Raw genomic sequence first — 22,380 nt, 5'->3', positions numbered from 1 at the left:
ATTGTCTTTGTGGCAACGTCAGTCCAGATCGGGCTTCTATGTCTTTTTGGGACAATTAATCTGTCTGATGTGGAATACCGGAAGAGCGGGAAAATGCTGCTTTTTCGTGACGAATGAATAGAAATACCCTCGTGCAATAATATGCAATGCATATAAAGAGGCAGGTAGGAATGAAGAACTTTGGTAAACTAACAGGGCTGCTGGGCGTTTTAATATCCGCTTTGCTCTTGTCAGGTTGTGAATTTGATGTTCTCAACCCGGCGGGCTATGTGGCGCGCCATGAGCTATTTTTGATTGTTACGTGCGTTATCGTGATGGCGTGTATTGTTATTCCAGTAATGATCGCCGTCGTTGCTTTCGCAATTAAATATCGTGCTACCAACACCCAAGCAGAATATCTGCCGGATTGGGGGCACTCGAAAAAAGTGGAAACCTTCATGTGGGGGATTCCGATTCTTGTTATTATTATTTTGGGAAGTTTGACAGCATATTTCACATATAAGCTCGAACCTTCAAAGCCTCTCAGCGCAGATGCTGCCGGAACACAGGAGCCGCTCCAGATCGATGCTGTAGCACTCGACTGGAAATGGCTGTTTATCTATCCGCAATATGGCGTAGCTTCGATCAACGAAATCTATGCACCGGAAAACCGTCAGGTTCTCGTTCAGTTGACTTCTGAAAATTCGGTTAACGCTTTCTGGGTTCCACGTCTTGGGACAGTTCTATATGCAATGCCGCAAATGAATGCGAAGTTGCACCTTATTGCTGACCGTAAGGGTGTATTCAACGGATCTTCAGCCAATTACAGTGGCGACGGTTTCTCTGAAATGCACTTCAAGTGGAATTCTGTGGCTCAAGCCGACTTTGACAACTGGATTGCCAAAGCGCGTGAAAGCAAAGAAACGCTTGACCGTGCAGGCTACCGCCAGCTTTCCTTCTCACCGAAAATGGGTGATGTTGCAGGTAAGCAAAAAGACGCCGAGGTTCGCTATTTCTCGCAAGTTGAAAAAGGTCTATACTACCGCATCGTGAACCGTTGCGTTGATGAAGGCACCACTTGCAACGAAGATCAGATGAAACTAGCTGCAGCGAAATCTCTGTGGGGTGAACTCTGCTCCGTATTTGATCCCGGTGTGGTTCAGAAGAAATAAAATTATCGAGGAAGGGGCCTAACCTTATGAAAAGGCAGCGTCCCCTCCAAACCGAAATTCATTTAATATGGGTTGAAAAATGTTTGGAAGACTTACAGACCCTGTAGCCGGAGCGTTTCACGCGCTAACGAATGAGCCGATTGTCCTATACACCTGCCTTGTTGTGGTTGTATTGGCAGTCGTTGTTCTTGCCGCTATCACGCTGCTCGGCTGGTGGGGAATATTGTGGCGCAATTGGATCACATCTGTTGATCACAAGCGCGTCGGCATTATGTATATTGTCCTCGCAATTGTCATGCTTGTCCGTGGCTTTGCAGACGCTATCATGATGCGTACACACCAGGCGCTCGCGCTTGGATCGGAGAATGCGGGTTATTTGCCGCCTGATCACTTTGACCAGATTTTCTCGGCACACGGCACAATCATGATTTTCTTCATGGCAACGCCGCTATTGTTCGGTATTTTGAACTATGTTCTGCCGCTACAACTCGGTGCTCGCGATGTGGCTTTTCCATTTGCCAACAACCTCGGCTTCTGGATTACATGCGCCGGTGCAATTCTCATCAACATTTCACTCGGTATCGGTAATTTCGGCCGCGGTGGCTGGTTGATGTATCCTCCTTTCTCGGAATTGTTGAATAGTCCGGATACAGGTGTTGACTATTATTTGTGGTCACTACAGCTATCCGGTATCGCGACGACAATGGGTGCGGTCAACTTTGTTGCCACCATTATCAAGTGCCGCGCTCCGGGAATGACAATGTGGAAAATGCCGGTATTCTGCTGGTGCGCATTGGTTTCAAACGTTCTTATCCTTATCATTTATCCGCCGTTGACAGTTGCTTATGCTCTGCTTGCTGGCGATCGTTATCTTGATATGAACTTCTTCACCAATACCGCCGGTGGTAACCCGATGGTCTGGATCAACTATGTATGGATTTTCGGTCACCCGGAAGTTTATGTTCTGGTTGTTCCTGCATTCGGTATCATTTCCGAAATCGTTCCGACATTCTCGTCAAAACGTCTTTTCGGCTACACCTCGATGGTTTGGGCTGTTCTCGTCATCCTGATCCTTTCGATCATTGTTTGGGGTCACCACTTCTTCACAATGGGTGGCGGTGAAGCTGTTAACACCTTCTTCGGTACAGCAACGATGATTATTGCTATTCCGACCGGTGTTAAGGTCTTCAACTGGCTCTTCACCATGTATAAAGGACGCATCCGTTTTGAACCTCCGATGTTGTGGTGCATGGGTATGATGTTCACCTTTGTTGGTGGCGGTCTTACCGGTGTTCTGCTCTCGATTGTTCCCTCTGACTGGCAGTTCCACAACTCCCTGTTCCTGGTTGCCCACTTCCACCACACAATTCTTGGTGGTGTTGTGTTCGCCTACCTCGGAGCCTTGGCGTTCTGGTTCCCGAAAGCTTTCGGTGTCAAGCCGAATCGTGCATTGGGTATTGCTTCGTTCTGGTGCTGGTTCATCGGCTTCTACGTCGCATTCTTCCCGATCTACGCAGTTGGTTTGATGGGTGCAACACGTCGTTTGCAACACTACATGGAACCAAGCTGGCAGCCATTGTTCATTACAGCTGCTGTAGGTGCGTTTATCATCCTTCTTGGTATCCTTTGCTTCGTTCTTCAGGTTTTGATCGCCATCTGGTATGGCATCAAGCATAAAGGCAAATTGCCGATTACCCAGAACGATCCATGGGGCGATGCTCGTACACTGGAATGGTCAATTTCTTGTCCTCCTCCTGCTTACAACTTCGCTACAGTCCCTGTCGTTCAAGCGGACGATGCCTATTGGGATATGAAACAACGTGGTGAGCATCGTAAAACATCAGGCTTCGAGAAGATTCACATGCCTTCCAACACGATTGCTGGCTTTATCTCCGGCATGTTGATGTTGGTGCTCGGTTTCGCTCTCGTATGGCACATCTGGTGGCTGGCTGTAATTACGTTCGTTGGCTTCATTGTAACCATTCTGCTTCATTCGCTTAATGGAAACCATGCAGGCTATTACATCTCGGCTGAGGAAGTACAGAAGACTGAAGACGAATTCAGCGCTGTTCTCAAAGCACAAGGAGTAAAAGCATGAGCGCTACAGCAGTAACAACCGCTCACGCGGAAAATCACCACGACGGCAGTTCGACAATGGTGTTCGGGTTCTGGGTTTATATCCTTTCCGACCTGATCCTGTTTGCAACTCTGTTCGCTACATTTGCAGTGTTCGCCTCCGCTTATGGCGGCGGCGCTGCCGGCAAAGACTTCATCGAGCTGCCTTATGTGCTTTGTGAAACAGCCTTGCTGCTGTTCTCGTCAATTACTTATGGCATGGCGATGGTGCAGGTTCATAAAGGTAACATCGGCGGTGTTAAAACATGGCTTGCTATTACCTTCATTCTCGGCCTTGCATTTATCGGAATGGAGTTGAATGAATTCCATAAGCTGCTTTGGGGCGTTATGGAAAACGGTGAACTGAAATCCGTTTTCTTCTTTGACCCTTCCGCTTATGCAGGTGTTGACCCTGAAACCGGTGTGCGGGTATTCGGCAAGGAAGTCCTTTCGGCTTACTGGTCGTCCTTCTTCATGCTGGTTGGCACACACGGTATTCACGTTACAACCGGTTTGATCTGGATGGCATTGATGTTTGTACATCTCGGCCGTCGCGGTCTGGATAGCGATAACAAGACACGTTTAAGCTGTCTGTCTATCTTCTGGCACTTCCTTGACATCGTCTGGGTAGGTGTCTTCACCGCCGTCTATCTTTTGGGAGCACTATAATGAGCGAACATGAAGAAGCACACGGTGTAACAACCGGTAAATACATGGTCGGTTTTATTCTGGCTGTTATTTTAACCCTCGCATCATTCATTCCTGTTATGCAAGGAATGCTTGATAACTGGGCAGTGAGCACCAAGGTTATCTACCTCATTGGTATGGCTCTCATCCAGATAGTCGTTCAGATTGTTTTCTTCCTCCACCTCAACGAAGGTCCGGATGCGAAGTGGATGGTCGGCTCAATGTGGTTCGGTGCACTCTGCGTATTCATCGTTATTGGTGGTACATGGTGGGCAATTTCCCACTTGAACTACAATATGATGGGTGGTTCGGGGCGTATTGTTCAGCCTGATATTATCGATCAGGTTCCCGGTGGTAGTCCGGTTGCACCTTCGACAGAAGCTGCACCTGAAACACCTGCTACACCTGCGCAATAATAGCAATTGTCTTGAATATAAACGAGTTTGGAAAGCCCCGCCTTCAAGCGGGGCTTTGCTTTTCTGCGGCGAATTTTCAATGCCGGAATTTTAAGGTGCCGGAATTTTAAGGTGCCGGAATTCTAAGGTGCCGGAATTTTAAGGTGCCGGAATTCTAAGGTGCCGGAATTTTATGGTGTTTGAAACATGTCGTTATCTCAAACACAGGTTTCGACACTTTTTTCGACACTTTGTTTTGCCGTTAAGCGAATGTGTTCCGGTTTCAAAATCGGTAAGTTACATACTTTCCCATCCGGTCGAGGGCATTTAAAATCGTAAAAGGATGGCGCACCGGAAACGCGAGCAGACAATATTCACAAAGCGCTTTTTCCTGGGTTGGCAACCGATGCTTTTTTCCCGGTTGGGAACCGATGCTTTTTCCCTCGGTTGGCAACCGATGCTTTTTTCGCGGTTGGCAACCGATCTGGCCAGGAGCTGTTTCCGTAACTCAAAAAACAATTTCGTTTTTGTATTTATTGACCGGTTAATTTCAATCGCTTTTATCGGGATTGAAGTGGCCTGAAATTTTTAAAAAAAATAAAAGGAAGCAACAGCGGCTGCTTCCTTTTTTTGATAACCGGTCAATCCGGTTCAACTATTTAAATGCTATTGCTCAGGCTTCTTGTACGTGTGATTCAAGGAACCAAAGGCTCTTGTCAAGTTCACGTGATGCAGCCGTAAAGATATCGGCAGTATCAGCATCACCAGCGTCATCTGCTTCGTCAATGGCTTTGCGCAAATCATTTGCAGCATCGCCGTAACGTTCAATAAGAGCCAAGAGGTGGTCGTGCACCTTGTAAATGTCGGTCGGATAAGCCTTGAGTTTCGATGCTCCTGCTACAGTCTGAACTGTACCAAGCGCTGTTCCACCCAACTGGGCGACACGCTCGGCAATAATGTCAACATGTTCATCAATGGCATCTCTGAAACCGTCCAACATTTCATGGACACCGATAAAATTTGAACCTTTGAGATTCCAGTGAGCCTGCTTGGTAATGAGTGCCAAATCAATCAGCGTTGCCAGATTTTTGTTCAACAATGCGATTGCAGTTGTTTTTGTGTTGGAAGGCATATCATTACGGGTTTTATGTGTTTTTAGCATATCGAATTAATCTCCGCTTGAACTGAATTGCGTAATTATAAAACGCACCAAACGCTAAAAAGTTCCGCTTGGAATTTCTACCATTGTCAAGCTGTCTCAACGGTAGTGCGGTGATGCATATATAGAATACTCCTTATCAATAATAATCCAATACAAAAATTCAAATTATTTTTGTATTATTTTTCATATATCGAACCGTTATGGAATAGATAAGTTTTTTTTATAAAATTATGTACCTATTTTTTGTCATTTTACTTTTTTAAAATTATTATATTTCTAAAAATAAACTCAATGATTGAAAAAACAAATCAACTTTATGTTGCAATTTTAAATATAAATATAAAAATTAAAACAAGTTATTAAATTTTATCGAATATTTTAGAGTAAAAATAAAATGGTAAAATATCCGTGAAAAAGTTTGCCTGTAATACGCCAGCGATTGTCAAGCAACAGGTTAAATATCATGAGACCCGAATTTTAAGGCTGCATCGGTATTTCGTGAAAAAGAAAAGGTGTTTTATCAACGATAATGAATCACATGCGCAATCTCCAAGATATTTTCATAGTTTTTTCAAATGATAATATTTTGCTTAACTTATCGGTTGATACGATGACGTCTGATTGGCGTGATGTAGTCTTTGCCTGACGATCTTTGATAGATTGTCGGTTAAGACTTCAAAATCGACTGATTCCACCCTATCTGTCCTTTTGTTTTCATTAACAATGATCTAATAAACATCGAATGATTATACTCGCCATAGATACAGCTTCTTCGATTTGTGCCGTCGCATTGATGGCAGATGGTTCACTTGTTGCACGGGTAAGTGACAAGATAGGAAAAGGGCATGCCGAAAAATTGATTGACCAGATTATTCTGGCTACGAAAGAAGCCGGACTTGATCTTGATAAGGTTGATCGTATTGCAGTCAATATCGGGCCGGGATCTTTCACAGGTGTGCGTATCGGTGTAGCCACGTCAAGAGGTTTGGCGCTGGCTCTTCAAAAACCGGCGATCGGCGTCAGTTCCCTTGAAGCAATAGCTTATGAAGCCCATCACCAATTTCCTGAAAAGCGCATTATCTCGCTCATTGATGCAGGGCGGGGTATGGTTTACCGGCAGGATTTTGATAAAAATTCAAAATCGCTTTCTCCTGCTAAGGTACAGGAGACAGAAGATGTGGTTGCTACACTTGACGAAGATGCCATTCTCGCAGGGCCTTTTGCCAAAACAATCGGAAATTTGGCAAAAGTGAATGATAATGCAATTTTTTCTATAGATGCGCCGGATGTTGTGAGTTTTGCAATTCTTTCGCAGTCAAAATTGCCGGAAGGCTCCCCCAAGCCGCTTTATTTGCGCGATGCAGATGCAAAGCCGCAGATGGGATTTTCCTTGCCAAGGAAAGACAAATGAGTGGTTTTTTGTTTTCAAAAACCGAATTCGTTGTTAATCCGATTGCTGTCGACGATAGCGATGTTCTACATGAAATCCATAAAAAATCGTTTTATCACGCTTGGGATGATGCGACTTTTTCCGCGTTTTTAACTGACCCGCGAATCTTCGGTTTTACAGCCGGCCCCATTGGCAAACCCGCAAAAGTTGCGGGTTTCGTTCTTTGCCGGCTTGTTGTTGATGAGGCAGAAATTTTAACAATTGCTGTGCATCCCCGTTTCAGGGCAAAAGGCATAGGACACAAACTTATGGATGCAGTTTTCAGGTATCTTTATCAACAAAGGGCTAAAGAACTTTTTCTCGAGGTTGACGAAAATAATCTCGCGGCACTTTCACTCTATAAAAGTTTCGGTTTTGGTGAAGTCGGACGCAGACCCTGCTATTATCAAACCGACAAAGGCCATAGTGATGCCTTGATAATGCGTAGAACCATTCAGCAACAAGCCGGTTAGCAAAAAGCGGATGGGTGAAGAATAGACCGGTAAAGTGTCCATCTGCAAAAAGCCCATGAATAAAAGCTTCCGGATAAAAGCCCGTGAGTAAAAAACTGACTATAAGCGCCTTGAGAATAACCCCTGAAATACCCCTCTGAAAATAACTTCTTGAGTGCGAAATCCTTAAGTAAAAAAACACACGAGTAAAAAGATTGAGATTTACCAGAAAACCGGATAAAAATGCGTTATGAGTGAAGCAAAAGAAAAAAACAGCAATATCCGCAAGGTCTATATCAAAACCTATGGCTGTCAGATGAATGTCTATGACAGCGAGCGCATGGGTGATAGTCTTGACGGCGAAGGCTATGTTGCCACACAGTCTCCCGAAGACGCCGATCTTATATTGCTCAATACCTGTCATATTCGCGAAAAAGCAGCCGAAAAGCTTTATTCGGATCTCGGGCGTTTGCGCGTTATGCGCGAAGAGCGTGATCCTTCAAGACCGTTGACAATCGGTGTTACGGGCTGTGTTGCCCAAGCCGAAGGCGACGAGATTTTACGGCGTGCCCCGACAGTCGATCTCGTTGTAGGGCCGCAAACCTATCATCGCTTGCCGGAGCTGTTGCAAAAAGTACGTGAAGGCAAAAAGGTTGTTGAAACAGAATATGCAGTTGAAGACAAATTTGCCCATCTTCCGCATCATAATCGTCAGGCGGTGAGAAAACGCGGTGTCACGGCTTTTCTGACAGTTCAGGAAGGGTGCGATAAATTCTGTACATTCTGTGTTGTGCCCTATACGCGTGGCTCCGAAGTTTCGCGGCCGGTCGAACAGATTGTCGATGAAGCAAAAGAGCTTGTCGAGGCGGGCGTAAAAGAAATCACTTTGCTTGGGCAAAACGTCAATGGCTGGCATGGCGTTTCACAAAACGGAAGTCAATGGCGATTGGGTGATCTTCTTTATCGACTTGCCGAGATAGACGGGTTGAAGCGCTTGCGCTATACGACGAGCCATCCGCGCGATATGGATGACAGTCTGATTGATGCTCATGGCAATCTTGAAATGTTGATGCCCTATTTGCATCTTCCTGTGCAATCCGGTTCCGACCGCATCCTCAAAGCCATGAACCGCCAGCATAAGGCTGAAGATTACCTGAAATTGATCGAACGTATTCGTAAAGCACGTCCCGATATTGCCTTTTCGGGAGATTTTATTGTCGGATTTCCGGGCGAAACCGACGAAGATTTTGAGGCGACAATAAAACTGGTTGAAGAAGTCGGTTATAGTTCTGCCTATTCATTCAAATATTCGCCACGTCCGGGGACACCGGGTGCGACGATGAAAGGCCATGTCGAGGAAAAGGTGAAAGATGAACGCCTGCAACGTTTACAGGCACTTATTCTTGACCAGCAACACCGGTTTCTGAAATCGAAAATTGGCAAACGGGTTAATGTGCTTATCGAAAAAGCCGGTCGTCATGATGGACAAATGGTCGGCCGTTCGCCGTGGTTGTTACCTGTTGCCGTTTTGACAAATGCAAAAATCGGCGAAATCATACCCGTCAATATTACAGAAGCTTCTTCTAACAGTCTTCTTGGCAATGCAGCAAATTGAAAACAGCAATTGCATTCATCATGTATAGAAGCATGAAAAGCATGTTTTCTTTTAGCTGGAATTTTATATATTTCTAACAGTGTCGGTTTTTTGAGGAGAAAAGGTTGAACGATTCAACCGGAAAGAAAAAAACGGTAAAAGTCGGAGAAGACGGAAAAATAAAAAAGTCCGGCAAAGACTTACATGTTCCTGTTCCAACCGGACTATCCGATACAGACCATATTGTGCTGGTCTTCGAGGATAACCGGCAGGCAAATGTTGTTTTTGGACAATTCGATGAAAATCTGGCCCGGATCGAGCAAAAATTGGGACTTGATATCCGCGCACAGGGAAATGAAGTATCAATTCGTGGCAATAAACAGGATATCGAGGTTGCCCGTCAGGCTCTGGATCAACTTTATGAACTGGCCAAGAGCGGTATGCAGCCGGGGTTGTCGGATGTGGACGGGGCTATCGCGATTGCCTCGTCGGCGGGTGATACCGGAGGTCACGAATTGGCCGGAAATGGCACGACCAACAAAGTAACGCCCGCCCATATTTCGACCCGCAAGAAAACAATTTACGCTCGCACGCCAACGCAAGACGCTTATATGCGAGCGCTGCAACGAGCCGAACTTGTTTTCGGAGTGGGGCCTGCAGGAACCGGAAAAACCTATCTTGCCGTTGCCTATGCAGCAATGTTGCTCGAACGCGGATTGGTGGAACGCATTATTCTCTCCCGCCCTGCTGTCGAGGCAGGTGAGCGGCTGGGTTTTTTACCCGGTGACATGAAGGAAAAAGTCGACCCCTATTTAAGGCCGCTTTACGATGCACTTTATGACATGATGCCGGCCGAAAAGATCGAGCGTGCAATAGCTGCCGATATAATCGAGATTGCCCCGCTTGCCTTTATGCGTGGACGTACGCTTTCGCATTCCGCAGTTATTCTTGATGAAGCGCAGAATACAACTTCAATGCAGATGAAAATGTTTTTGACACGGCTTGGTGAAGGCTCGCGTATGATCGTTACCGGCGATCCAAGCCAGATTGATTTACCTTTCGGACAAAAATCCGGTTTGACAGAGGCTATGCGCATCCTTGAACCTATTGAAGACATAAAGATCATACATTTCAGTCAAGCCGATGTTGTTCGCCATCCGTTGGTAACGGCGATCGTTACGGCTTATGACCGTGATGCGCGAACGAATTTACAAAATCATAGTCAAAAAAATGATAGAATAAAGAATTTATCCAGATGACAGTGCGTTTTGATGTAGCGATTAATGCTGAAGGTTGGCAAAACGAAGAGGCTTTGAGACGGATTGTCGATCCTCTCTTACAGGCGACATTGGTTGAACTCGGCTTCGGGAAGATTGAAAGTGAACTTAGTCTTGTCTTCACCGATGATAAGGACATTCGTGCAATAAACGGGCAATGGCGTCATATCGACAAGCCTACCAATGTTTTGTCATTTCCCGCTTTTCCGGTAAAACCGGGTCAACAACCGGGTCCCATTCTGGGTGACATCGTTCTTGCCTTTGAAACCGTCGAGCGCGAGGCACGCGAAGAAAATAAAAGTTTTGACGATCATCTCGGCCATCTTATTGTTCATGGGCTTCTTCACCTGATGGGTTACGATCATCAAACCGATGAAGAGGCTGAACAAATGGAAGGTTTGGAGATAAAAATATTATCGCAGATTGGTATTTCCAACCCTTACAGTGAATAAACAGGGAAGATGAACGTTGCTATTAACGAATCATACAGATATTGGAATAATATATTTCTTGGGTTAATATAAAAAATGAACCGATTTATTTGGAATAAAGAGATTTTTGTTAGGAACCATGACTGATAAAACGGATAATTCAATCGAGGAAGAGTCTTCCCGGTCATCAACAGGACAAAATTCTTCGCGCCAGCAAAACAACGAGAAAAAATCGCTATTTGCCAATCTTTTTTCTTTTTTGCGCTCGCGCAATAATTCGACATTGCGTGAAGATCTGACAGATGCTCTTTCCGAAGATGAAGGAGAAGCAAACAGCCTTTTCTCTCCTGAAGAGCGTCTCATGTTGAACAATATCTTGCGGCTCAGGGAAACGCGCGTGGAAGATGTGATGATACCGCGTTCCGAAATAGAAGCGCTCGATATTACAACAACGCTTGCCGAAACATTGATCGAATTTGAAAAATCCGGCCATTCCCGTATGCCGGTCTATTCTGAAAGTCTCGATGATCCGCGCGGTATGCTGCATATTCGGGATGTGTTGAATTATATCACCCATAAAGCTCAAAATGGCGAAAAAGAGGGATGTCTTGATTTTTCCAAAGTGGATTTGTCGCAACCGGTTGGTGACCTTGATCTGATACGCAGTGTGCTTTTTGTTCCCGGTTCCATGTTGGCAGGGCAACTTTTGACACGTATGCAAGCGACGCGAACCCAGATGGCGCTGATTATAGACGAATATGGTGGAACAGATGGTCTTGCTTCAATGGAAGATATTGTCGAGCTTGTTGTTGGCGATATTGAAGACGAGCATGACGATGTTGATATGTCTATTATCAAAGAGGCTGATAATAAATGGCTTGTTGACGCAAGTGCCGAGCTGGATGAGGTCGAAAAAGCATTGGGGCCGGATTTCAAAGTGGGAGAACATGGTGAGGATGTTGATACAATTGGCGGGTTGATTGTTTCGACATTGGACCGGATACCGGCAAAAGGCGAAGTTGTGGAAGCCGTTCCCGGCTATCAGTTCCGTATTCTGGAAGCCGACAAACGCCGTATCAAACGAATTAGAATTCAACCGTTGACTACGCACCAGAAGCTTGAAGGAGCCAATCTTCCATCTGAATGAATGTTATGATGCCCGTTTTTAACGGTTAAATTTCAGCTATTGACTAACGGGTTGGCGATAATTGCATGTGGTTTTCATGCTCTTCAAGTTGTTTCTATGTTTATCGCTTCAATGTCGATTATGACGAGATAGCGGGGAGGAACGATGCAAATTTTGGCAAAAGCCATTCTTTATATGAGAGGATTGCGCGGGTTCAAGCGGCAGATTCTCGGCTTTGCATCTGGTGGAATAACCGCATTTGCGCTGACGCCATTTTATCTCTTTCCTATTGCTTTTGCTACTTTTCCGGTTCTTGTCTTGCTGCTTGATGTAACAAGCGGTGAAGCGGACAGGAAAACACGTTTTAAAGCTGCTTTTTTGACCTGTTTCAGTTTCGGTTTCGGTTATTTTGTTTTCGGGCTCTGGTGGCTTGCAAGTGCTATGCTTGTAGACCCGCTGAGCTTTGCATGGGCTATTCCTTTTGCAGTTTTAGGACTTCCCTTTTATTTAGCGCTTTATTGGGGGCTGGCGGGCGGATGCGCAATTCTGTTCTGGAAAAAGGGGTTGTCGCGTCTGTTCACTTTGGCTTTTGCGCTCGGCATTGCCGAATATTTACGTGCAACTTTGTTGACCGGTTTTCCGTGGAATGCGATCGGTTACACGATTATGCCAACACCGCTTTTTATGCAGTCCGACGCGGTAGTCGGGCTCTATGGCATGAATGCATTGGCGGTGCTTCTTTATACCTTGCCAGCCACTCTCTTCGACAAAAGCGGGCGGAAAATTGCATTGACAATCGGCGTCGGTCTTTTTGCCGCTCATACAGGTTTTGGTGCTATCCGCCTTTATAATGCTCTGCCGGTCGAGAGTTATGACAAAGCAGAGAAATGGGTAAGACTCGTTCAGCCGTCAATAAAGCAGGATGAAAAACTCGATAATGAAGTGCGTTATGCAATGTTTGAAGCGCATATGAAATTGAGTGAAGAGCCGTTTTCAAGCGGAGAACACGAATTGTCTTATATCGTTTGGCCGGAAACGGCTGTGCCGTATATTCTCGATTATGTTCCTGAAGCAAAAACGCGCATTGCATCTATACTGAAACCGCATCAATGGGCGATTGTCGGCGCGGTTCGCAGCAGCGGTGCTCCCAACGACAAAAACAACAGATATTTCAATACGATTGAGACAATTGACGGGAATGGAAATATCCTTTCCTCTTCAGACAAGGTGCATCTCGTACCGTTCGGTGAATATCTGCCTTTCCAGAGTTTTTTTGACAAAATAGGGCTTCATGCGCTGGCGGTCATGGCAGGGGGGTATAGCAGCAATTCAATACGACAAACTGTAAAAATGCCTGACGGGTTTGTTTATCTGCCGATGATTTGTTACGAGGTCATTTTCCCCGATGGTATGGGTTACAAAGGCGATAAACCGCAAGCAATTTTAAATGTTACCAATGACGGCTGGTTCGGTAATACACCGGGGCCATATCAGCATTTCGATCAGGCACGATTGCGTGCAGTCGAATTGGGAATTCCGCTTATCCGTGCGGCCAATAACGGAATTTCGGCCGTTGTTGACCCCTACGGGCGAATCGTTCGATCGTTGGAGTTGAATAATATCGGTGTGCTTGATTCACCAATTCCGCCGGCTATTGTTCCGATATGGGGCAAGCAACCGAATTTTAATCAAGTTTTTATGCCATTTGTTATTATACTGATATTAAGTTTAATATTTGGTTTTGTAAAAAATGCGCGTTCGATTGACAAGTTCTAACCAATGGGATGTTATGTGGATGGAGAGTGGTTCCAGCGGGGGACCGATACTGCAACCCCTAAATAACAATAAACATCTGCATCGGTTCAAACTTGTGAAGATGGATCAGTTTTGACGCGAGAAAGTTAGATCATGTCCGCACCCAAAAAAATACCCGCCCCTACCGATGTTTATGTGGGAAGCCGCATCAGATTACGGCGCAATATGCTTGGGCTCAGTCAGGAAAAACTGGGGGAGCAACTCGGTATTACGTTCCAACAAATTCAAAAATATGAAAAAGGCACGAACCGCGTTGGAGCAAGCCGTCTTCAGGCGATTTCCGAAATTCTCGACGTTCCGGTATCCTATTTTTTTGAAGAAGCTCCCGGCGCCCGTTCATCCGAGGGTTTTCGCGAGGGTGACAATAATTTCATGGATTTCTGCTCAAGCAATGAAGGTATCCAGCTTTTGCGTGCATTTACCAATATAAAAGACCCGAAAGTTCGCCGTAAAATCATTGATTTGGCCAAAGCCCTTTCAGAAGACGAAACTTTAAATACGCTTTAGGCTGGTTTGTGATAAAAATCGGGGGGCAATTTTAATCAAAATTGCCCGTTTCATTATTGTTATTTCCCTGATGAAGGCAATTTGTTCACTCTGTGAAAAATCCGCTTTTATTGTTTTACTTCGGGTCTCACATGCCTGAACGATGTTTGAAAAAGACGTCAAATTTTATTGACAGATAAAGAATATCACATTTATTTCGCGATAGAGACCAAAACAGCATTGACGCAATTCGACAAGCTTGGCAAATAAAGCAACTGTCGTTTTTCTTTTCGGAGTATCCGGAGAGAATGTAAACGTCTTCTTTCTAGAGGGGTTTCCCGTGTCTCATCAAAATTATCTTTTTACCAGTGAATCGGTATCGGAAGGTCATCCCGACAAAGTTTGTGACCGTATTTCAGATGAAATTGTTGATATGATCTATAAGGAAGCAGCCAAATCAGGAGTTGATCCCTGGTCTGTTCGCGTTGCCTGCGAAACCTTGGCTACAACCAATCGTGTTGTTATTGCCGGCGAAGTTCGCGTGCCCGATACGCTTTTGAAAAAAGATAAAAATGGCAAGCTTGTCCACGATAAAAAGGGAAATCCGGTTATCAATCCTTCGCGCTTCCGCTCGGCAGCTCGCCGTGCTATCCGCGCTATCGGTTACGAGCAGGAAGGTTTCCATTGGAAAACCGTGAAGATAGATGTTTTGTTACATTCCCAATCGGCGGATATTGCGCAAGGTGTCGATAATGCATCCGATCGACAGGGCGAAGAAGGGGCCGGAGATCAGGGAATCATGTTCGGCTATGCTTGCCGTGAAACACCGGACTTGATGCCCGCACCTATTTATTATGCCCATAAAATCCTCGAAACATTGTCAATTGCACGCCATCTTGATGAAGGCGAGGCAAGCAAGCTCGGACCGGATGCAAAAAGTCAGGTGACTGTGCGTTATGAGAACGACAAACCGGTCGAGGTGGTTTCCATTGTTCTTTCGACACAGCATATCGACCCGACATGGGATTCCAAAAAAGTTCGTTCGGTTGTCGAACCCTATATCCGTCAGGCTCTGAGCGATATAAAAATTGCCGATAATTGTAATTGGTACATCAATCCGACAGGTAAATTTGTTATCGGTGGTCCGGATGGAGACGCAGGTCTTACCGGTCGCAAGATCATTGTTGATACTTATGGCGGTGCCGCTCCTCATGGTGGTGGTGCATTCTCCGGTAAAGATACCACAAAGGTCGACCGTTCTGCTGCCTATGCCGCGCGTTACCTTGCCAAAAATGTTGTGGCAGCAGGGCTTGCCGATCGCTGCACAATCCAGCTTTCTTACGCCATCGGTGTGGCTCAGCCCTTGTCCATTTATGTTAATCTCCACGGTACCGGCAAGGTTGATGAAGGTGCAGTCGAGGCAGCTATCCGCAAAGTTATGGATTTGTCGCCTTCGGGGATTCGCAAACATCTTGAGCTTAATAAAGCGATTTATGCCAAAACATCCGCTTATGGACATTTTGGTCGCAAGCCCGGCCGCGATGGTTCGTTCTCGTGGGAGCGGACAAATCTCGGTAAAGCACTGAAAGAGGCGATTAAGGCGTAATGGACGGCCATAAAGAACGGGCAAGTGAAGCTTTTTTTGGACGGCGTCGGGGTAAAGCCTTGCGTGCCGCCCAGATCAAGCGTGAAGAAACATTGCTTCCCCTTCTTAAACTGGATTTGAGCAAGCCTGCCCCTGAACAACTGGCCGAATTGTTTTTCAATGGTGACGCGCCCCATGTTGGCGCGGATGTACGTATTGAAATCGGTTTTGGCGGCGGTGAACACCTTGTCCATGAAATGGACAGGTTTCCACAAACGGGATTTATCGGCGTAGAACCATTTGTTAACGGCATGGCAAAATTGCTCGGCGCTTTGGAAGGCCAGAAGCAGAGATTGCAACACATCCGCCTCTATGATGACGATGCGACCGAATTGCTCGACTGGTTGCCATCATCTTCGATTGCAGGGATAGATCTGTTCTATCCTGACCCGTGGCCAAAGAAAAAGCATTGGAAACGCCGGTTCGTCAACGAAAAAAATCTCGACCGTTTTGCTCGTGTGTTGAAAAAAGGTGCACCTTTCCGCTTTGCTTCCGATATTGATACTTATGTAAATTGGACGCTTTTCCATTGTGCACACCATCCGGATTTTATCTGGTCCGCATCGACGCCGGACGATTGGAAATTGCCGTTTCAAGAGTGGCCGGGAACGCGCTATGAAGAAAAGGCGATGAAAGCTGGGCGAACACCTGCCTATCTCACATTTGTCAGAAAATAACAGCAATAGAAAATGATCGGACTGGAATGTTCTTTTCAAGAACTGTTTTCAACATTCAATAAGGTTCTACTTGAAAATAAAATTTAGCGGGTGTATATTGTAGAAAATTCTTGATCGTTTGATGAAGAGTGGGTTTTCCGAACCCGCTCTTTTTTGTTACGGGAATGGTCCTGTCAGTATTTGGAAAAGTTGGGTATGAGCGAGAGCGGACAAACAGTTGATTTGGATGAACCGCGTCTTTTCGAGGAAAAAGGCGTTGAAGCGCGAGTGGTTGCAATTGTTGCTCCGGTGCTAAAACCTCTCGGTTACAGGATTGTGCGTGTACGTCTATCCGGACTTAATGGTCTTACTTTGCAAATTATGGCCGAACGTGGCGATGGCACAATGACAATCAAGGACTGTGAAGAAGTCAGCAGTGTCGTGTCTCCCATTCTGGATGTCGAAGATATTATCGAACGCAAATATCATCTGGAAATTTCTTCGCCGGGAATTGATCGTCCATTGGTCAGAAAATCCGATTTTTCGCGTTGGCAAGGCCATATTGCAAAAATTGAAACGTCGATCATGGTGGACGGGCGCAAAAAGTTTCGCGGAACAATCAGCAATGTCGACGAGAACGGTTTTGTTCTGACGACCGATAAAGCTGCCTATGGGGAATCATTGGCGGTTCAGCTTCCGTTTACAGATATTGCAGATGCGCATCTGGTTTTAACCGACGATCTTATTCGTGATGCGCTGGCAAAAGATAAAGCATTGCGTCAACAATCCATTCCCGATGATAACCTCGGGGTAGATGACAATTCTGCCAATGATAATCATCGTGATGTGGAAAAAAATAATTCGAGCGGTAAGGACAAACGGAAACGGTCCAAACCGAAATCGGAAAAAAGATAACTTAGTCGATGCCGTAAAGCGGCACAAAAAAGGAGAGAATCAATGGCTGTGAGCGCTAATAGGCTTGAACTTCTGCAAATTGCAGATGCCGTTGCCCGCGAAAAGTCGATTGACCGTGAAATTGTCATTTCTGCAATGGCCGATGCTATCCAGAAAGCTGCCCGGTCACGTTATGGTCAGGAAACCAATATACGTGCAGACATCAATTCCAAAACCGGCGAAATCAAGTTGCAGCGTTTGTTGGAAGTTGTCGACAATGTCGAGGATGACGCAACCCAGATTTCTCTTGAAGATGCAAAAAAACGCAAACCCGATGCAGAAATCGGCGACTTTCTGTCAGATCCCCTGCCTCCGATGGAATTCGGCCGTATTGCTGCCCAGTCAGCAAAGCAGGTTATTGTCCAGAAAGTGCGCGAGGCCGAACGCGATCACCAGTATGAAGAATATAAAGATAAGGTCGGCGAGATCGTTTCCGGTACAGTCAAACGCGTAGAATATGGCAATGTCATTGTCGATCTTGGGCGTGGTGAAGCGATTGTCCGTCGTGATGAACTCATTCCGCGTGAGTCGTTCCGCTATGGCGATCGTATTCGTGCTTATGTCTATGATGTCCGGCGTGAACAACGCGGGCCGCAAATTTTCCTTTCTCGTACCCATCCGCAATTTATGGCGAAACTTTTCACCATGGAAGTGCCGGAAATTTATGACGGTATCATCGAGATCAAATCGGTTGCCCGCGATCCCGGATCACGTGCGAAGATTGCTGTTGTATCGCGCGATGGTTCGATTGATCCGGTCGGCGCATGCGTTGGTATGCGTGGTAGCCGTGTTCAGGCTGTTGTCAACGAACTTCAGGGCGAGAAAATCGATATTATTCCGTGGTCACCTGATGCTGCAACCTTTATCGTCAATTCATTGCAGCCGGCAGAAGTTGCCAAGGTTGTTCTTGACGAAGATGCAGAACGTATCGAAGTCGTTGTGCCGGATGACCAGCTCAGCCTAGCAATCGGACGGCGCGGGCAAAATGTGCGTCTGGCTTCACAATTGACCGGCTGGGATATCGATATTCTTACGGAACAGGAAGAATCGGAAAACCGCCAGAAAGAATTTGCAAAACGCAGCAAGCTTTTCATGGAAGCTCTGGATGTCGATGAAATGGTCGCTCAGGTTCTTGCTTCCGAAGGTTTTGCTTCGATTGAAGAAATTGCTTATGTCGATCCGGAAGAAATCAGCTCGATTGAAGGTTTTGATGAAGAAACCGCTTCTGAAATCCAGCAGCGCGCCAAAGACTTTATCGACAAACAGGAAGCCGAGCTTGACAAAAAACGTAAAAAACTCGGCGTTTCGGATGATTTGCGTGAGTTGCCGGGTATGACAACCGCTATGATGGTGGCTGTCGGTGAAGACGGTGTCAAAACAATCGAAGACTTTGCCGGTTATGCTGTTGACGATCTTACCGGTTGGCGCGAGCGCAAGGATGGTGAAACACAGAATTTTGCCGGTGTGTTGACACCTTTTGACATCAGCCGTGCAGATGCCGAAGCAATGGTTGTTGCCGCCCGTCTGAAAGCAGGCTGGATGACCGAAGAAGATATTCATAACGAAGATCATCAACAGGCCGATGAAGAAGCGAAAGCTGAAACACCGGACGAGACAGAAACACCGGCAGAATAGGAAAGACAGGTTGATTGATGAATGACCGTACATGCATCCTGACAAGAAAAAGTGGAGAGGCGCAAGAACTTATCCGCTTTGTTGCCGGACCGGACGGTCATTTGGTACCCGATATAAAAGCCAATTTGCCGGGGCGGGGGGCATGGATTTCCGCTTCCCGATCGGTGCTTGAAGAAGCAATCAGGCGTAAGGCTTTTACACATAGCCTGAAGGCTGATATTATTGTAGATCAGGGGATTGCCGATCTTGTTGATAAACTTTTGGTCAAGGCAGCGCTCGGCCGTCTTGCTTTGGCACGGAAAGCCGGTGCGGTTGTCACCGGTGCGACAAAAGTAGAGCAGGCAATAAGGGCGGGTGAGGCATGCCTTGTTTTGCATTCAAAGGAAGCCGCTTTTGATGGCAAACGCAAGATTGAACAGGCAATTTACTCGGTCAGGCGACCGGATAGGCAAGATATTCCGGTTGTAACTTTGTTCGATAGTGATGAAATGGGTGTGGCTTTTGGTGATAATCCTGTGGTACATGCTGCATTATTGAATATAAAGCTTGCGCAGGGATTCATTAAAACGGTGCAAAAACTTGTCGCCTACCGCGATGGTAAGCACTAGGCCGGAAAAGAAGACGGTAGAAGCCGTGAAGGAAACGGAATGACGGAAAACAATAACGACAAGAAAACAGCCAAAAAAACGCTGACCTTAAAACGTCCGGGGATTGAAACCAGCACGGTCAAGCAAAATTTCAGTCATGGGCGTACAAAGGCGGTCGTCGTCGAAACGAAGCGGCGTAAAATTACCCGTCCGGACGAGAAGGTTGAAGTCAAGCCGGTTGTGACCAAGCCGCGCGTTGCCCCGACTGTAAAACCGCGCACCGAAATGCCCCCAAAAGTTTCCTTGCAGCATCCGCACAGCAATCTTTCCTCGGCTGAAATGGAAGCCCGTATGCGTGCTCTTGAAGAGGCGCGTCTTCAAGCAGAAGAAGAACATAAACGCGAAGAAGAAGAGCATAAGCGCGCCGAAGAAGAAGCAAAACGTCGCCAATTGGAAGAGGCAAAACGCGCCAAAGAACGCGAAGAATTGTTGCGCAAGCAAGCTGAAGCAGATGCAAAAGCCCGCGCAGCCCATGAAGCGGAAAAGGACGAACCACACAAAGCCGACGTTAAAAAGCCGGAAGTCAGGAAGCCTGAGGTTCATAAAGCCAAAGAAAGTCATCGGCCTAAAACAGGTAAACAGGCTGCCAATCGCCCGATTGAACTTGACATTGCGCCCGTTACCAAACAACGCGCAGCCGCTCCTGTCACAAAACGCAATATTGTTGACGATGACGAGGACGAACATCGTTCACGTCGCGGTGGTGGCAATAAATCGGAAGTGCGTGTTCCAAAGGCCGTCAAAGGCGGAGACGAACGTCGCCGCAGCAAGCTCACGCTGAACAGCGCACTTGACGATGAAGGCAATTCGCGTGGCCGCTCGATGGCTGCAATGCGTCGGCGTCAGGAAAAATTCAAACGCTCGCAAATTCAGGAACCGCGTGAAAAAATTTCGCGCGAGGTGACAATTCCTGAAACCATTACCATTCAGGAACTCGCCCAACGTATGACCGAACGCTCTGTCGACGTTATCAAATACTTGATGAAACAGGGGCAGATGTTGAAACCCGGTGATGTGATTGATGCCGACATGGCGCAATTGATTGCCGAAGAATTCGGCCACACGGTAAAACGCGTTGCAGAATCGGATGTTGAAGAAGGTCTCTTCAATGTTCCGGATGATCCGGCAAAGCTGAAACCGCGTCCGCCTGTCGTTACCATTATGGGGCATGTTGACCACGGCAAGACATCGCTTCTTGATGCCATCCGTCATGCCAATGTTGTGGCCGGTGAAGCGGGTGGTATCACCCAGCATATCGGTGCTTATCAGGTCGAACAAAAGGGACAGAAGATCACCTTTATCGATACACCGGGACATGCGGCCTTTACAGCCATGCGCGCCCGCGGTGCGCAGGTGACCGACATTGCGGTTCTGGTGGTTGCAGCCGATGACAGTGTCATGCCGCAAACGATTGAATCCATTCACCATGCAAAAGCCGCCGGTGTGCCGATTATTGTTGCCATCAACAAGATTGATAAACCGGCTGCCGACCCGCAGAAAGTCAGAACAGAACTGCTTCAGCATGAAGTGTTCGTCGAAAGCATGGGCGGCGATACACTGGAAGTCGAGGTTTCGGCAAAAACCGGCAAGAATATCGACAAGCTTCTCGAAGCAATTCTGCTACAGGCTGAAATTCTTGACTTGAAGGCCGATCCAGATCGTACAGCCGAAGGTGTTGTTATTGAAGCGCAGCTTGATCGCGGTCGCGGTGCTGTTGCAACGGTTCTCATCCAGAAGGGAACATTGCATCCTTCCGATATTATCGTTGCCGGTAACGAGTGGGGTCGTGTTCGTGCGCTCATCAATGACCGTGGTGCCCATATCAAAGCTGCAACCCCGTCAATGCCGGTAGAAGTGCTCGGCATGCAGGGCACGCCTCAGGCGGGTGACCGTTTTGCAGTCGTCGCCAATGAAGCTCAGGCTCGCGAGATTGCCGAATATCGTCAACGTCTTGCCCGTGAAAAAGCGGTTGCACGGCAGGCAGGCTCGCGCGGTTCGCTCGAACAGATGATGAATCGTATGCAGACAAGCGGCATGAAAGAATTTCCGCTGGTCATCAAAGGGGATGTTCAGGGTTCTGTCGAAGCGATTACGTCAGCACTGGAAAAACTTGGCAATGACGAAGTGCGCGCCCATATTGTCCATGCCGCACCCGGTGGTATAACGGAAAGCGATGTATCATTGGCTGCAGCATCGAATGCTGCCATTATCGGCTTCAACGTTCGTGCGAACAGTCAGGCGCGTGACGCAGCCGAAGCCCAAGGCATCGAAATTCGCTATTACAATATCATTTATGATCTTGTTGACGATGTGAAGGCAGCAATGTCGGGCATGTTGACGCCGGAACGGCGCGAAACTTTCCTTGGCAATGCGGAGATTATCGAAGTCTTCAACATTTCCAAGGTTGGCAAAGTGGCCGGATGTCGTGTTACCGAAGGCAAGATGGAACGCGGAGAGGGTGTCCGCCTTATTCGCGACCATGTTGTTGTCCATGAAGGCAAGCTCAAGACTTTGAAACGCTTCAAAGACGAAGTTGCAGAAGTTCCTGCCGGTCAGGAATGCGGTATGGCCTTCGAGAATTACGACGATATTCGCGTTGGAGATATTATCGAAGCATTCCGAGTTGAAACAATTAAACGCTCGCTCTAAATGATCTTATGTTTGGCCATATATTAAATGATATGGCCAAACGGAACATCCCGTTGGATGGACAAAAGTCGCGC

The 22,380-nt window shown here is 46.7% G+C and carries 17 protein-coding genes and 2 pseudogenes; 18 read left to right on the top strand and 1 reads right to left on the bottom strand.

The annotated features are described in order from the left end of the window. The first annotated feature begins 170 nt into the window (after positions 1–170). The 4 genes from cyoA (at position 171) to cyoD (ending at position 4,369) form a co-directional block, all read left to right on the top strand. Positions 171–1,151: a ubiquinol oxidase subunit II gene (gene cyoA, locus H3S94_RS02720; RefSeq protein ID WP_077990602.1), complete on the top strand. Its 981-nt coding sequence runs from the start codon at positions 171–173 to the stop codon at positions 1,149–1,151. A 79-nt stretch (positions 1,152–1,230) separates the two neighbouring features. Then, positions 1,231–3,249, top strand: a complete 2,019-nt coding sequence (gene cyoB / locus H3S94_RS02715) for a cytochrome o ubiquinol oxidase subunit I (RefSeq protein WP_077990604.1) — start codon at positions 1,231–1,233, stop codon at positions 3,247–3,249. Next, entirely contained in the window at positions 3,246–3,935 is a 690-nt protein-coding gene (locus tag H3S94_RS02710) for a cytochrome (ubi)quinol oxidase subunit III (protein WP_077990608.1), read from the top strand. The genes cyoB and H3S94_RS02710 overlap by 4 nt, the downstream gene beginning before the upstream one ends. Beyond that, entirely contained in the window at positions 3,935–4,369 is a 435-nt protein-coding gene (gene cyoD / locus H3S94_RS02705) for a cytochrome o ubiquinol oxidase subunit IV (RefSeq protein WP_077990611.1), read from the top strand. The genes H3S94_RS02710 and cyoD overlap by 1 nt, the downstream gene beginning before the upstream one ends. A gap of 652 nt (positions 4,370–5,021) precedes the next feature. Here the strand turns inward: cyoD and dps are convergent. Next, positions 5,022–5,510, bottom strand: coding sequence for a DNA starvation/stationary phase protection protein Dps (gene dps, locus H3S94_RS02700; RefSeq protein ID WP_077990620.1), 489 nt, complete (start codon positions 5,508–5,510; stop codon positions 5,022–5,024). A gap of 742 nt (positions 5,511–6,252) precedes the next feature. Between dps and tsaB the strand changes: the two genes are divergently transcribed. The 14 genes and pseudogenes from tsaB (at position 6,253) to infB (ending at position 22,306) form a co-directional block, all read left to right on the top strand. Beyond that, positions 6,253–6,921, top strand: a complete 669-nt coding sequence (gene tsaB / locus H3S94_RS02695) for a tRNA (adenosine(37)-N6)-threonylcarbamoyltransferase complex dimerization subunit type 1 TsaB (protein ID WP_198240207.1) — start codon at positions 6,253–6,255, stop codon at positions 6,919–6,921. Beyond that, on the top strand, positions 6,918–7,412 hold the full coding sequence (gene rimI / locus H3S94_RS02690; RefSeq protein WP_198240206.1) for a ribosomal protein S18-alanine N-acetyltransferase: 495 nt from the start codon (positions 6,918–6,920) through the stop codon (positions 7,410–7,412). Before tsaB ends, rimI begins: the two co-directional genes overlap by 4 nt. A gap of 229 nt (positions 7,413–7,641) precedes the next feature. Next, positions 7,642–9,006 carry a tRNA (N6-isopentenyl adenosine(37)-C2)-methylthiotransferase MiaB gene (gene miaB, locus H3S94_RS02685; RefSeq protein ID WP_198240205.1) on the top strand — a complete coding sequence of 455 codons (1,365 nt, stop codon included), beginning with the start codon at positions 7,642–7,644 and terminating at the stop codon, positions 9,004–9,006. 158 nt (positions 9,007–9,164) lie between these two features. Then, positions 9,165–10,244, top strand: coding sequence for a PhoH family protein (locus H3S94_RS02680; protein WP_198240476.1), 1,080 nt, complete (start codon positions 9,165–9,167; stop codon positions 10,242–10,244). After that, positions 10,241–10,714 carry an rRNA maturation RNase YbeY gene (gene ybeY / locus H3S94_RS02675; protein WP_198240204.1) on the top strand — a complete coding sequence of 158 codons (474 nt, stop codon included), beginning with the start codon at positions 10,241–10,243 and terminating at the stop codon, positions 10,712–10,714. Before H3S94_RS02680 ends, ybeY begins: the two co-directional genes overlap by 4 nt. 118 nt (positions 10,715–10,832) lie before the next feature. Then, on the top strand, positions 10,833–11,840 hold the full coding sequence (locus H3S94_RS02670; RefSeq protein WP_198240203.1) for a hemolysin family protein: 1,008 nt from the start codon (positions 10,833–10,835) through the stop codon (positions 11,838–11,840). A gap of 144 nt (positions 11,841–11,984) precedes the next feature. Further along, on the top strand, positions 11,985–13,595 hold the full coding sequence (lnt, locus tag H3S94_RS02665) for an apolipoprotein N-acyltransferase (RefSeq protein WP_198240202.1): 1,611 nt from the start codon (positions 11,985–11,987) through the stop codon (positions 13,593–13,595). A 132-nt stretch (positions 13,596–13,727) separates the two neighbouring features. After that, positions 13,728–14,141, top strand: a complete 414-nt coding sequence (locus H3S94_RS02660; RefSeq protein ID WP_077990636.1) for a helix-turn-helix domain-containing protein — start codon at positions 13,728–13,730, stop codon at positions 14,139–14,141. Between the two features lie 319 nt (positions 14,142–14,460). Continuing rightward, entirely contained in the window at positions 14,461–15,726 is a 1,266-nt protein-coding gene (gene metK, locus H3S94_RS02655; RefSeq protein WP_077990637.1) for a methionine adenosyltransferase, read from the top strand. Continuing rightward, positions 15,726–16,442, top strand: a complete 717-nt coding sequence (locus H3S94_RS02650; RefSeq protein WP_198240201.1) for a tRNA (guanosine(46)-N(7))-methyltransferase TrmB — start codon at positions 15,726–15,728, stop codon at positions 16,440–16,442. The genes metK and H3S94_RS02650 overlap by 1 nt, the downstream gene beginning before the upstream one ends. Before the next feature lie 195 nt (positions 16,443–16,637). Continuing rightward, positions 16,638–17,252, top strand: a pseudogene (gene rimP, locus H3S94_RS02645) (ribosome maturation factor RimP); the annotation flags it as partial. Between the two features lie 126 nt (positions 17,253–17,378). Continuing rightward, entirely contained in the window at positions 17,379–19,010 is a 1,632-nt protein-coding gene (gene nusA / locus H3S94_RS02640) for a transcription termination factor NusA (protein ID WP_198240199.1), read from the top strand. 17 nt (positions 19,011–19,027) lie between these two features. Then, positions 19,028–19,661 (top strand): annotated as a pseudogene (locus H3S94_RS02635) (RNA-binding protein). After that, a complete protein-coding gene (infB, locus tag H3S94_RS02630; RefSeq protein WP_077990644.1) occupies positions 19,658–22,306 on the top strand; it encodes a translation initiation factor IF-2 in 2,649 nt (882 codons plus the stop codon). Before H3S94_RS02635 ends, infB begins: the two are co-directional and overlap by 4 nt. The last annotated feature ends 74 nt before the right edge of the window (positions 22,307–22,380 follow it).

Origin of the sequence: Bartonella sp. B10834G3 (assembly GCF_016102505.1) — a bacterium.
GTDB classification, from domain to species: Bacteria; Pseudomonadota; Alphaproteobacteria; order Rhizobiales; family Rhizobiaceae; genus Bartonella; species Bartonella choladocola.
The sequence above is the reverse complement of the archived record's forward strand: the minus strand, read 5'-3'. Positions and strand labels throughout refer to the sequence as shown.

What these genes read in the sequence shown, in the direction of transcription:
- cyoA (WP_077990602.1), top strand. Translation starts at nt 171, where the DNA reads ATGAAGAACTTTGGTAAACTAACAGGGCTGCTGGGCGTTTTAATATCC.
- cyoB (WP_077990604.1), top strand. Translation starts at nt 1,231, where the DNA reads ATGTTTGGAAGACTTACAGACCCTGTAGCCGGAGCGTTTCACGCGCTA.
- H3S94_RS02710 (WP_077990608.1), top strand. Translation starts at nt 3,246, where the DNA reads ATGAGCGCTACAGCAGTAACAACCGCTCACGCGGAAAATCACCACGAC.
- cyoD (WP_077990611.1), top strand. Translation starts at nt 3,935, where the DNA reads ATGAGCGAACATGAAGAAGCACACGGTGTAACAACCGGTAAATACATG.
- dps (WP_077990620.1), bottom strand. Translation starts at nt 5,510, where the DNA reads ATGCTAAAAACACATAAAACCCGTAATGATATGCCTTCCAACACAAAA.
- tsaB (WP_198240207.1), top strand. Translation starts at nt 6,253, where the DNA reads ATGATTATACTCGCCATAGATACAGCTTCTTCGATTTGTGCCGTCGCA.
- rimI (WP_198240206.1), top strand. Translation starts at nt 6,918, where the DNA reads ATGAGTGGTTTTTTGTTTTCAAAAACCGAATTCGTTGTTAATCCGATT.
- miaB (WP_198240205.1), top strand. Translation starts at nt 7,642, where the DNA reads ATGAGTGAAGCAAAAGAAAAAAACAGCAATATCCGCAAGGTCTATATC.
- ybeY (WP_198240204.1), top strand. Translation starts at nt 10,241, where the DNA reads ATGACAGTGCGTTTTGATGTAGCGATTAATGCTGAAGGTTGGCAAAAC.
- H3S94_RS02670 (WP_198240203.1), top strand. Translation starts at nt 10,833, where the DNA reads ATGACTGATAAAACGGATAATTCAATCGAGGAAGAGTCTTCCCGGTCA.
- lnt (WP_198240202.1), top strand. Translation starts at nt 11,985, where the DNA reads ATGCAAATTTTGGCAAAAGCCATTCTTTATATGAGAGGATTGCGCGGG.
- H3S94_RS02660 (WP_077990636.1), top strand. Translation starts at nt 13,728, where the DNA reads ATGTCCGCACCCAAAAAAATACCCGCCCCTACCGATGTTTATGTGGGA.
- H3S94_RS02650 (WP_198240201.1), top strand. Translation starts at nt 15,726, where the DNA reads ATGGACGGCCATAAAGAACGGGCAAGTGAAGCTTTTTTTGGACGGCGT.
- nusA (WP_198240199.1), top strand. Translation starts at nt 17,379, where the DNA reads ATGGCTGTGAGCGCTAATAGGCTTGAACTTCTGCAAATTGCAGATGCC.
- infB (WP_077990644.1), top strand. Translation starts at nt 19,658, where the DNA reads ATGACGGAAAACAATAACGACAAGAAAACAGCCAAAAAAACGCTGACC.